10 protein-coding genes are annotated in these 12,386 nt (G+C 38.6%); 7 read left to right on the forward strand and 3 right to left on the reverse strand.

Features of this window, described 5'->3' with window-relative positions; genetic code table 11:
• Positions 1-364: 364 nt before the first annotated feature.
• Positions 365-2,650 carry an ATP-dependent Clp protease ATP-binding subunit ClpA gene (clpA, locus tag EXE30_RS04740; protein ID WP_130161416.1) on the forward strand — a complete coding sequence of 762 codons (2,286 nt, stop codon included), beginning with the start codon at positions 365-367 and terminating at the stop codon, positions 2,648-2,650.
• Positions 2,650-3,012: a YnfA family protein gene (locus EXE30_RS04745; protein WP_121930217.1), complete on the forward strand. Its 363-nt coding sequence runs from the start codon at positions 2,650-2,652 to the stop codon at positions 3,010-3,012. Before clpA ends, EXE30_RS04745 begins: the two co-directional genes overlap by 1 nt.
• Before the next feature lie 59 nt (positions 3,013-3,071).
• Here the strand turns inward: EXE30_RS04745 and EXE30_RS04750 are convergent, their stop codons facing one another.
• Complete coding sequence (locus EXE30_RS04750) at positions 3,072-4,649, reverse strand: ATP-binding cassette domain-containing protein (protein WP_130161417.1); 1,578 nt, start codon at positions 4,647-4,649, stop codon at positions 3,072-3,074.
• A 608-nt stretch (positions 4,650-5,257) separates the two neighbouring features.
• Here EXE30_RS04750 and EXE30_RS04755 point away from each other — a divergent pair.
• Positions 5,258-6,301, forward strand: coding sequence for a 3-deoxy-7-phosphoheptulonate synthase (locus EXE30_RS04755; RefSeq protein ID WP_130161418.1), 1,044 nt, complete (start codon positions 5,258-5,260; stop codon positions 6,299-6,301).
• A 52-nt stretch (positions 6,302-6,353) separates the two neighbouring features.
• On the opposite strand, the gene EXE30_RS04760 is transcribed toward EXE30_RS04755, so the two are convergent.
• Both EXE30_RS04760 and EXE30_RS04765 read right to left on the reverse strand, forming a co-directional pair.
• Positions 6,354-7,277, reverse strand: coding sequence for an alpha/beta fold hydrolase (locus EXE30_RS04760; protein WP_130161419.1), 924 nt, complete (start codon positions 7,275-7,277; stop codon positions 6,354-6,356).
• Complete coding sequence (locus EXE30_RS04765; RefSeq protein ID WP_130161420.1) at positions 7,277-7,834, reverse strand: PadR family transcriptional regulator; 558 nt, start codon at positions 7,832-7,834, stop codon at positions 7,277-7,279. The genes EXE30_RS04760 and EXE30_RS04765 overlap by 1 nt, the downstream gene beginning before the upstream one ends.
• 125 nt (positions 7,835-7,959) lie before the next feature.
• On the opposite strand from EXE30_RS04765, the gene EXE30_RS04770 reads away from it, so the two are divergent.
• From EXE30_RS04770 to EXE30_RS04785, 4 genes are all read left to right on the forward strand, one after another.
• Positions 7,960-9,984, forward strand: coding sequence for an NADPH-dependent 2,4-dienoyl-CoA reductase (locus tag EXE30_RS04770; protein ID WP_130161421.1), 2,025 nt, complete (start codon positions 7,960-7,962; stop codon positions 9,982-9,984).
• A gap of 75 nt (positions 9,985-10,059) precedes the next feature.
• Positions 10,060-10,473, forward strand: coding sequence for a nuclear transport factor 2 family protein (locus EXE30_RS04775; RefSeq protein ID WP_130161422.1), 414 nt, complete (start codon positions 10,060-10,062; stop codon positions 10,471-10,473).
• Positions 10,474-10,502: 29 nt separating this feature from the next.
• A complete protein-coding gene (locus tag EXE30_RS04780) occupies positions 10,503-11,219 on the forward strand; it encodes an SGNH/GDSL hydrolase family protein (RefSeq protein ID WP_130161423.1) in 717 nt (238 codons plus the stop codon).
• Between the two features lie 18 nt (positions 11,220-11,237).
• Positions 11,238-12,323: a YheT family hydrolase gene (locus EXE30_RS04785; protein WP_130161424.1), complete on the forward strand. Its 1,086-nt coding sequence runs from the start codon at positions 11,238-11,240 to the stop codon at positions 12,321-12,323.
• Positions 12,324-12,386 lie beyond the last annotated feature (63 nt).

The following is a 12,386-nucleotide window of genomic DNA, read 5'->3' on the forward strand; positions in this document are numbered from 1 at the left end:
GCCAAACCTTGCGCCATATATGTCTCATATGCTCAAGTCGCGGACGTAGCAAAATATAATCATACGTTCACTTAAAATTTGAATGGATGATGAAGGAAAGTAACGGTTAAACAACAAGTATGTTTGTTTTTTAAACAATTGAATGGTTCATATTCTCTTTGTAATTAAATTTTTACAACAATACTTTGTTTTGAATCTTGACCAATACACTCAACTAATGCTAACAGTAGACTATGAAGCAAAGAGGCTTGTAAACGTACGTTAGATAACGATTGCAGATACTCAAGCGGATTAAGTCCATAATTGGCTTTTTCATTTAAAGATACGTCTTTTCTTGATGAGGCCCAAAATATAAGGGGGTTACATGCTCAGTCGTCAATTAGAAGTATCGTTACGTTTGGCTGTAAGCATGGCTCGTCAAAAGAGGCATGAGTTTCTGACAGTTGAACATCTATTGCTCGCTTTGCTTGATAATGATTCAGCTGTAAACGCACTAAAAGCATGTGGTGCTGATATCGTTACTTTGCGTAAAGAGTTAGAGGAATATGTAGAGCAACACACCCCAAAGCTTGGTGATAATAGTGAACAAGCACCACATCCAACAGAGAGTTTTGACCGAATTTTGCAGCGTGCAATTTTTCATGTTCAATCAAGCGGTGGAGATCGTACCGTTGAAGGGGCAGACGTATTAGTTGCCATGTATTCTGAAAGAGATTCTTTCGCTGTTTATTTATTGAAACGCCATCAAATTAATCGTTTAACTTTAACTCAGTACTTATCTCATGGAACACGTAAAGAAGAGATTCAAGTTGAAGAGGAAGTTGAAGATATTGATGGAGAAAGTGCAGCTTCTGCAAATGCAGGACCTTTAGAGCAATATACGCTAAATCTCAATACTGAAGCGCAAAAGGGTAAAACTGATCCTTTAATTGGTCGTGAGAAAGAAATTGAACGTGCGGCACAAATCTTATGCCGTCGTCGTAAAAATAACCCACTTTTAGTGGGAGATCCTGGTGTTGGGAAAACTTCGATTGCCGAAGGTTTGGCATGGTTGATTGTAAATGGAAAAGCACCTAAACCATTAGCGAATGCTGAGGTGTATAGCCTTGATATTGGCGCATTGGTTGCGGGAACAAAATATCGCGGTGACTTTGAGAAGCGTTTAAAACAATTGTTAAACGCGTTAAAAAAGAATCCAAATGCGATCCTATTTATTGATGAAATCCATATGATTATTGGTGCTGGTTCAAGTATGGGCAGCACAATGGATGCATCGAATCTAATTAAACCTGCTTTGGCAAATGGAAGTTTACGTTGTATTGGTTCGACAACTTTCCAAGAATATCGTCAAGTATTTGAAAAGGACCATGCATTATCACGCCGTTTCCAAAAGGTTGACGTAAGTGAGCCTAGCATTGGTGAAACGATCGAGATATTACGCGGTTTAAAAAGCAAATTTGAAGATTTTCATCACGTTGAATACGACGACAAAGCGCTTGTAGCTGCTGTAGAGCTTTCTGCAAAATTCATCAATGACCGTTTTTTACCTGATAAGGCCATTGATGTTATCGATGAAGCAGGTGCGGGACGTCGCCTAAAAGCGGAAGTAGATGGCTCACTAATTTCTGTCGAAAACATTGAGGATATCGTGTCTAAGATTGCGCGTATTCCACCTAAAACAGTCTCGAAAGATGACAAGACTGTGTTGGAAAATCTTGAGCGCGATTTAAAACGTGTGGTCTTTGGTCAGGATGAAGCAATTACTGCATTATCTTCAGCAATTAAACTTTCTCGTGCAGGCTTAAAAGCACCAGACAAGCCTGTTGGTAGCTTTGTATTTGCTGGGCCTACAGGTGTTGGTAAAACAGAAGTTACCAAACAATTGGCAAAACTGTTAGGTGTGGAGTTTGTCCGTTTCGATATGTCTGAATATATGGAACGTCATGCAGTTTCACGCTTGATTGGTGCACCTCCAGGTTATGTTGGTTATGATCAAGGCGGTTTGTTGACCGATGCGATTCATAAAAATCCACATTGTGTCTTGTTACTTGATGAAATTGAAAAAGCACATCCAGATGTATTCAATTTATTATTACAAGTTATGGATCATGGGGCTTTAACCGATAATAATGGTCGAAAATCTGATTTCAGAAATGTGATTATCGTATTAACAACCAACGTGGGTGCGGAAAGTATTTCTCGTGCAAGTATTGGTTTTACTGAACAAGATCACAGTGCTGATAACCAAGATGCGATGAAACGTGCATTCTCACCTGAATTCCGTAACCGTTTGGATGGTGTGATTCAATTTAAATCATTACCAACAACAGTCATTGAATCTGTGGTTGATAAGTTCTTAACAGAACTCCAAGCGCAGCTAGATGAAAAACAAGTGGTGCTTGAAGTTGATCAAAGTGCACGTGACTGGTTATCGACCAATGGCTATGATCGCCTCATGGGTGCTCGTCCAATGCAACGTTTGATTCAAGAGCATTTGAAAAAACCACTTGCTGAGATGATTTTATTTGGTGAGTTAGCTGAACATGGCGGTAATGTCGCTGTTTCTGTCAAACATGAAGATGGCAAAGACGTTGGTTTGAAATTGGAAGTATTTGAAGACCATATCAATCCGAGTGCTGAACCCGCCTAATGTTTGAACTCTCTTTTTCTATAACCCGAATACTGAGCGTATTCGGGTTATTTTTATTAACTGCAATTGCTGAAATACTCGGTTGTTATTTTCCTTATTTGATTTTGAATCAAGGAAAATCGCATTGGTTATGGATACCCACAGCATTGAGTTTAGCGGTATTTGTGTGGCTACTCACATTGCATCCAGCTGCATCAGGTCGTATTTATGCAGCTTATGGTGGTGTTTATATTTTCACTGCGTTGATGTGGCTACGTTACGTTGATCAAGTGATGTTAACGCGTTGGGATGTTTTGGGCGGGATCATTGTGCTCTGCGGTGCAAGTTTGATTATCTTACAACCGCAAGGATTGGTACGTTAAGTGCTTAAGCATAACAACAATAGTGTTGTTATGCTTATTTCTAAATATAAGAAAGAATACTATCGCAATAAGTAAGCTTCTGAAATTCCGCATTCTTCTACGAAAGATTCATCATGGGATACCAGTATCATAGCACCATTAAAAGAGCGAATTGCCAGAGCAAGTAATTCGCGTGATTCGATGTCGAGATGATTTTCTGGTTCATCCAAAAGTAATAGTTCTACAGTTTGTTGTTTCAACGCAAGCAACGCTACTTTTAAGCGTTCGCCACCACTTAAAGTTGCTAAAGGAGCACGTGCTTTATCTCTACGGATTTGTAAATTTCCCAGCAAGGTTCGCGCTTGTTGCTCGGTTAAATTTGAATCAAAACTACATAAATAATCAACGCCCGATATACTTTCGTCAAGCAATGAAAGATTCTGATCTAGATAAATAGAACTTACTTTGCAATAAATTTCTCCTGACGCTGGAGGAATTAGACCGTGGATGGTCTTTAGTAAAGTTGATTTACCAATGCCATTTATACCTTTTAAATGCAATTTCTCTCTAGCAGAGATTGCAAGATTAAGGGGAGTGGTATTCGCAAAAGCCAATTTAAGCTGATGACAGCGTAAGATTTCCCCTGATGATTTTCCCGAGATTGGAGTAAATTCAAAAGATTGTGGTTTCAAATGTTCCAGTTGAGTTTGCTTATGCAGCAACTCGTCTTTTGCATCGGCTAATCGTTTGCTCTGTTGCTTACGTAGATGAGAGAGTGATTGCTCGGCTTGCTCTTTTTTTGCGTCCAACAAGATTGGAGCTTGCGAACCAGACGACCTTAACTTTTCACCAGTTTTTTTGCGTTTTTGTGCTTTGATTTGGCTGAGGTGTTGCTGTTCCTTAAGATGCTTCAATTCTCTTTTTTCTTGCTGAACAGCTTGTGACAAGGCTTTGACTTGGAGGTTATGCTGTTGCTGATAAAGTGCATAATTCCCACCATAATAATTTAAACCAAATTGATTTAATGCAAAAATACTTTGTACATGAGCCAATAGCTGCCGATCATGGCTGATGATGAGTCCACCTGGAGTATGTTGAGCCATTTGGTCGATTAGCCATTGACGACCTTGACTATCTAAATGATTACTGGGTTCATCAAGTAGTAGATAATGATCTTTAAGTAGAAATAAGCGACAAAGTGCAAGTTTGGTTTTTTGACCTTCACTTAAATGTTGAATAGGTGTGCTGAGATCTGTGGGTAAGCCAGCGCTTTCTAAGAGCTGCTGCCATTGCATAGGCAAATGCCACCGATTTTCAACTTGTTCATAGTCTGCAAATGAAGCGCTACCTTGTTGAATACGCTGAAAACTTGAATATAAATTTTCAATCTCTAAGGCGTGTGCAATGGTCTGTGCTTGCACACGCTGAAGTTGCGCCAAATATTGATGTGGGCATTGCCACGTAATTTGACCTGAATAGGATAAGTTGCTGGCTGCTTGTCTATGCAGAATAGACATTAATACCGATTTACCTTGGCCATTACGACCAATCATTCCAGAAAATTGTTTTAAGGGGAGTTGAAAGGATAGGCTTTCAAAGAGCTTAAGCTGAGATAGTTCTAGCGTTAGATTGGTAATGATACATGCCTGTTGAGTCATAAGAACCTCATAAACAGGATATGCAAAATAGAATGAGATAGAGAATTTTTAAAATACAAATCACTAAGGGATAGATAAGTCTATTTTGCACATCAAAAAAGAAAATGAACTTTGATGATAAAAATAGAACTTACTTCATCGGCGTGATCTCAAATGGGTTTATTTTTACACTATTCTATTGATGGATGGGTTAAAGGTCAAATTTCACTCTTTTAAGCTCTGTTTAAAAAAGGAGAAAAAAAACTTGTCAAATGCTCCAATAGTGCGTAGTTTAGTAAGGAAGAACAGTTTTTTAGATATTTGAAATAATGATGTTAAAGCATACTGTAAACACCAACGCTTATTTTTATTTTTGGCAATATATTTAGTTGCCTGAAGCGTTTCGGGCAACAAAAGGTTGCCCAACCAGTTAACACCTGATCGGCAACCCCGATCAGGTTTTTTTATGCTTTAACATTCATCACTTTAGGAGAAATAGCATGTACATATTTAACGTTTCATATTTTAGCAAGACTTCTTGGTTTTACTTTGCAAAGAAATCAACATCGCTTAGATCACACTTGCTCAAATAAATATTGGGACTGTGCGACAGTCCAAAGGAATTGCCAATGAACGCTTTAAATACTGCTTTAACACAATCAAAAAGTCATACAAAAGAAACAATGCTCAGCTTACCTTCGCAACTTAAAGCGCAGTATCCCTTGTCTGCTACTTTAGCGCAGCAAATTTCAAAACATCGTCAAACGATTCAGAATATTTTATCAGGACAAGATCACCGTTTAATGGTGATTACAGGTCCTTGTTCGATTCATGATCCTATCGCCGTTCTAGAATATGCTGATCGTCTACAGCAACTACAAGAACAAGTAAAAGATCAGATATTTCTTGTGATGCGCGCATATATTGAAAAACCACGGACAACAGTGGGTTGGAAAGGTTTTTTGTATGATCCAAATTTAGATGGATCATCGGATTTACAACTTGGTTTAGAAAAATCACGCGCGCTTTATTTACAGTTGATTGAGAAAGGTTTACCAATCGCGAGTGAAATCCTCAGTCCTATGGCAACTGGTTATTTTGATGATTTACTCGCTTGGGGGGCAATTGGCGCCCGTACCAGCGAATCTCAAATTCACCGTGAGATTGCCAGTCATATGCCATACAGCATTGGCTTCAAGAATGGTACGGATGGTTCGATTCAAATTGCCTTAGATGCAATCCAATCTGCGGTACATGGTCATCAATTTTTAGGAATGACACAACAAGGTTTACCTGCAATTTTGCACAGTGAAGGTAATCCATTACCGCATTTAATTTTACGCGGTTCAAATCACGGAAAGAACTATGATCTAGCTTCCATTCAGGCAATGCATTTTAAACATAAACATTTACCTGCATTGGTGATTGATTGTAGTCATGGTAATAGTGGTAAAGATCCTTTGTTACAGCCACAGGTTTTGCAGCAAATTATTATTGAGCGTGCTGAATCTAAAGTTCGTGGTGTCATGTTAGAAAGTCATTTGGTTGATGGGAATCAGAAGATTTCTTGTGATATGACCTATGGTCAGTCTGTTACAGATGGCTGCTTAGGGTGGGATAAAACCGAACAAGTTTTATTAGATGTTGCAGAGCAAATGCGACATAAAAAATAATTTTTCTAAAAAAGCCAGTCTTAATTAGACTGGCTTTTTTATTTTTAAAATATTACAAGACTGCCGATATAGACTGAGCAGTAAGAAAATACCCAATTTCCTGACTAAACTTTCTAGGTTCGGTAATCAGCGGCGTATGTCCAGAACGTTCAAAATAAACTGTTTTGGCATTTGCTACACTCTTTGCAATAAGTGTCTGACCTGTTTCAGGGTAAAGGCTAGATTCACGACCGATAAAAAAGGTAGTTGGACAGTTTACTTGGCCAATGGCTTCTCTATAGTCTTCATTGTGATTTAAATAATTTTCAACATACCAAAGCAAGTAATCTAAGCGTTGAATCGGCAGTAAGTATTTTTGTAGGAAAGGGCGATTCAGTGCGAGTCTAAAAATTTTAGGGCTATAGGTATTGCTACTTTGTAGTTCAATAAACGCTCCCCATAAACTTACCAGTTTATAACGTATATCACTTGGTAGATCTTCAAGCTTTTGTGCATGCTTATAATTGAGTAAAAGTGTTTGAATATCGAGAAGCAGATTTTTGAATTGAGCATGCTTTTCTCCAAACAAGCCATAATGCCAAGAGTCGTCTACTGAAATCTTAGGGGTTTGGTCAATATGAAGATAAGCTTTGAGTTTTTCTGCTAAACCACCATGTTTCATGCCATGCATCGCTGTAGTTGCACCCATGGAGTAGCCCATTAAGATAAACTGATCTAATTTTAATTGTTTAATCAGATGGGCAATATCATTCCAATGACTAGAAATCGCATCCGTCTCGGGAATTGCACAATGCTTAGAGCCACCAAAACCGCGCCAATCTGGAATAATAAATTCATATTGCTTGCGATTCGTAAATAAGAAAGGAAGCCATTGCCAGCTTTGCATACCTAGCCCAGATAGAACGAGCACAGGTTCTCCTTCACCAACGCGTCGTACAAATAATTTTTCTTGATCAGGCATGGTATAAAACGGCATTATTTTTCTCCTTTGTCTAGTTCTTCAAACTTTTTAAGTTGAGGAATCATTTGTTCTAACCATTTTATCCATTCATTTTCTTTAATGATACCGAGTTCAAGAATCATTTTATGGATAAACAAAACGCGATTGGTCGGTTCAGTATTTTTAAAGTCTTTATCATGTATTGCTTGATACAGACTTAATTTTTCTTTGTGTAATTCTAGATGTCTCTCAAGTTCGGGTAGGATGTTATTACCGCCCAATTGTGCTTCAGCTCTTAATCTGACCATGAGGTCATCGCGTAGTTGTGCTGGTTCGCTTTGTTGTTCAATCCAAGCTGCGAGCTGTATTCTTCCAAGTTGTTCGATTTGATAAGTTTTTTTTCGACTATTGGCTGTTTGCTCTTCTAAGGTGGAGATCCATTCTTTTTTCAGCATACCATTGAGTTCGCGATAAATTTGCTGATGAGTTGCATTCCAAAAAAAGCCCATTGAACGATCAAAACGACGAGCTAACTCAAAACCTGTGCTTGGTTTTTCTAATAAGCTGGTCAATAAAACATGGGCAAGTGACATAACCATCCAAGAAATAAAAAGTGACTCTTTAGATTATGCAAAATGTTGCATAAAAATCAAATCTTGTTTATAAGTTTGTGCAACAAGTTGCATTAGCAAGTAGATTGCTAGCCAAAGGAGAACACATGTCAGCTTATCCGCATTTATTAGAACCACTTGATCTAGGTTTTACTACATTGAAAAACCGTGTACTGATGGGATCTATGCATATTGGTTTGGAAGAAGCACCGCAAGGTTATGAACGTATGGCAGCGTTTTATGCTGAACGTGCGAAAGGTGATGTTGGATTAATTGTTACTGGCGGCGTTTCTCCAAATGATGATGGTGTGGTATTTGCGCATGGCACTAAATTAGATACACGTGAAGAAGCTGAAAAGCATAAAGTGATTACCCAAGCTGTACATGATGCTGGTGGTAAAATTGCGATGCAAATTTTGCATACAGGACGCTATTCATATCAAGCTGATAACGTTGCACCATCTGCAATTCAGGCACCAATCAATCCAGTTAAACCTAAAGCCTTATCTTCAGCTGAAGTTCAGCAGACGATTGATGATTTCGCCAACTGCGCCAAATTAGCTCAATATGCGGGTTATGACGGTGTTGAGATTATGGGTTCTGAGGGTTACCTCATTAATGAGTTTATTGCCGCTCGTACCAATCATCGTGATGATGAGTGGGGTGGAAGTTATGAAAATCGTATTCGTTTTCCAATCGAAATCGTAAAACGTACCAGAGCTTCTGTTGGTGAGAATTTCATTATTATCTATCGTTTGTCCATGCTTGATTTAGTTGAAGGTGGTTCAACGTTAGAAGAAGTGGTACAACTCGCCAAAGAAATCGAAAAAGCAGGTGCAACGATTATCAATACGGGTATTGGCTGGCATGAAGCACGTATCCCAACGATTGCAACCAAAGTACCTCGCGCTGCGTTTACATGGGTAACTGAAAAGCTAAAAGGCACAGTATCAATTCCATTAATTACTTCTAACCGTATCAATACACCAGAAATGGCGGAGTATGTCTTGGCTTCTGGGCATGCTGATATGATCTCTATGGCACGTCCGATGCTTGCTGATGCTGAGTTTGTATTGAAGGCGAGTGAAGGTCGTAGTGATGAAATTAATACCTGTATTGGTTGTAACCAAGCATGTTTAGATCATATTTTCTCAATGAGTATTGCAACATGCTTAGTTAACCCACGTGCATGTTATGAAACTGAGTTAATTTTCAAAGAAACCAATGCGGTGAAAAATATTGCAGTCATTGGTGCAGGGCCTGCAGGTTTAAGTTTTGCGGTATATGCTGCAAGTCGTGGTCACAAGGTAAAAGTGTTTGATGCAAGTAATCAAATTGGTGGTCAGTTCAATATTGCCAAAACCATTCCAGGTAAAGAAGAATTCTATGAAACCTTACGTTATTTCAAGCGTCAAATTGAATTACAACCTAATATTGAATTGGTCCTGAATCATACTGTGACTTATGAAGAGCTTAGCCAAGCAGATTACGATGATATTGTGATTGCAACAGGGGTTACGCCACGTCAATTACAGATTGAAGGGATTGATCATCCAAAAGTATTAAGCTACCTCCAAGTATTAAAAGAGCGTATGCCTGTTGGTAAGCGTGTCGCAATCATTGGTGCTGGTGGTATTGGCTTTGATACAGCAGAGTATTTAACCCATGAAGGTGAAAGTGGTAGCTTAAATCCTGAAAAATTCTATGCAGAATGGGGCATTGATACCACTTATGAGCATGTTGGTGGTTTAAAACAACCTGAACTCGAAAAGTCTGAACGTGAAATTTACTTATTACAACGTAAGAGTGCTGCCGTTGGTTCTAGTTTAGGTAAAACTACAGGGTGGATTCACCGTACTGGTTTAAAACACCGTGATGTCAAAATGATTGCTGGTGCTAGTTATGACAAAGTCGATGATCAAGGATTGCATATTACTGTGAATGGTCACAGCACTGTTCTTGAAGTCGACAATGTTGTGATCTGTGCGGGTCAAGAGTCTTATACAGCAATGTTTGATCAGCTTAAAGCAGATGGTAAGAATGTTCATCTGATTGGCGGAGCGAAAGAAGCAGGTGAATTAGATGCGAAACGTGCGATTCGTCAAGGTGCTGAATTGGCTGCGGTGCTATAAATAAATTTTATGGACATTTTCTCTTAGGGGGAAATGTCCATTCCATTAAAGATTAAAATCCAAGGAAATATAACAATGGCGATTGAAACAACAAGAAAAGCTGTACAACTTTGGCATCAAATGATTAAAACAGGTAATTTGTCCATTTTAAGTGATTTACTTTCAGAGGAAGTGGTTTTTCGTTCACCCGTCGCATATAAGCCTTATGAAGGGAAACAGGTTGTTTTCTTTATCTTGAGTAATGTCATTCAGGTTTTTCAAGATTTTGCCTATCATCGAGAGTTTTATACCGACGATAGCGAAAGCGTCGTACTCGAATTTAGTGCCAATGTAAGCGGAAAATCATTAAAAGGCATTGATATGATTCGTTTTAATGATCAAGGGGAAATTACTGATTTTGAGGTCATGATTCGTCCAATGAGTGGTTTAGCAGCGTTGGCAGAACAAATGGGCGCTCGATTAGCAAAATACCAAACTGCTCAACCATAAATAGCCTAAGTAACTTAGAGATCATTAAAATGTGGCTAAAACTTTCAACGATTGCTTTATTCCCTATACTGATTGTACAGGGAACGCGAGTTCGTAAGAATACACCACAGTTGTCTGAACCTAGTGGCGAGCGAGAAGGGTGCGTTGGTCAAGGTCATTCCCTTTCTCTTTTGATTTTAGGCGATTCTGCTGCGGCAGGCGTTGGTGTTGAAACACAACAGGAAGCTTTGTCTGGGATGATTATCTCAGAATTAAAAACGGAATATGCTTTGCAATGGAAACTTCACGCAAAAACGGGTAATACCACTAAACAGTTATTTCGGGCAGTACAGGGTTTAAACCAACAACAATATGATGTTGTGGTGACTTCGATTGGTGTTAATGATGTCACTAAACTGATTTCTGCCAGGACTTGGATAAAACAACAAAAACAATTATTTACCCAAATACAGCACCACTTTCAGCCAAAATTGGTTATTGTATCAGGAGTACCACCTATGCAGCATTTTCCAGCACTGCCTCAGCCATTGGCTTGGTTGTTTGGAAAATATGCAGAGCAAATGAATAAAACCTTACAACAATGGCTCGCTACACAAGAACAATTTAGATTTATTGCATACGATATCGAAGCTTTACAGGCTCTAAATTTTCCGATGGCAAAGGATGGTTTCCATCCTAGTAAAGAAGTTTATGCAATTTGGGGGAAACAAGTCGCAGATTTAGTGCGACAGTCGTTTAGGCCCTAGTAGAGGGAGGAATGAAGTATGGGTATATTCACTCTAAATAAACTTAAAAATTTAGGTTTGAATCTATTTGATTTGGCACTCGGTGCCGAACCACCAAAAATGTATTATCACCCAAAAGGCAAAATTAAAGATGTTCTGGAGAAGTTACCTCAATTAAAGCAAAAGTATCGCCCGACACCTTGGTTGAGCAATACACATGTCCATCTTTTATATTTTGATATTATTAGAAAGAAAACAATCAAATTAGAATATGATCGTATTGACCAACTTACCATGCAAGATGGTGGTGTTACTGCGATTGCTTGGTATGGTTATCATCTGCCTGTCACTACACCCACTGTGGTGATCATGCATACGATTACAGGTACGCCTGAAAGTATGCGAGAGTTGGTCAAAGATTTACATCAATACACGGGATGGCGAATTGCACTTTGTCTACGCCGTGGCCATGCAGGTTTACCTATGCCTGTACCGCAAATTTCATTATTTGGTTCAACCCGTGATCTCAAAGAACAACTTGATCATATCCAGAAACTGTTCCCAAGTTCTGATTTATACGCAGTGGGATCTTCTGCGGGAACAGGCTTATTGGTACGTTATTTGGGAGAGCAAGGTGAAGATACGCCATTTAAAGCAGCTTTCGCTATGTGTCCTGGTTATGACACAGAAATTGGCTTTAAAAATGTTCATCCTTTCTATAGCAAATTGATGACCAAAAAATTATTTAAACATTTTATTTACCCTTATCAAAATATCTGGAGTCGGGTTGCTTCTCTTGAAAAGGTATTGGCGACAACAAGCCTAGAAGAATTTGAAAAAGCCTATTTTGAAATGGCTGGCTATCAGGATTATCAAACTTATTGTAAAGCCATAAACCCAATTTATGTGTTTGAAAATATCAAAATCCCATTAATGATTCTAAATGCAGAGGACGATCCGGTTTGTTCAATTAAAAATTTAGAGCCGTATAAGGACAAGATTCAGCAGATGGATAATATGGTAGTGATCACTACGAAAAAGGGAAGTCACTGTGGCTTCTATGAGAGTTTAACGGTGAAGTCTTGGGCATCTCGGTTGATGGCAGATTTCTTTAAGAATTATTAGAAGTTTTTAATATTCTATATAAAAAAGCCAGTTACATTTAACTGGCTTTTTTAAACGCTTATT

Origin of the sequence: Acinetobacter halotolerans, from assembly GCF_004208515.1 — a bacterium.
GTDB lineage: Bacteria > Pseudomonadota > Gammaproteobacteria > Pseudomonadales > Moraxellaceae > Acinetobacter > Acinetobacter halotolerans.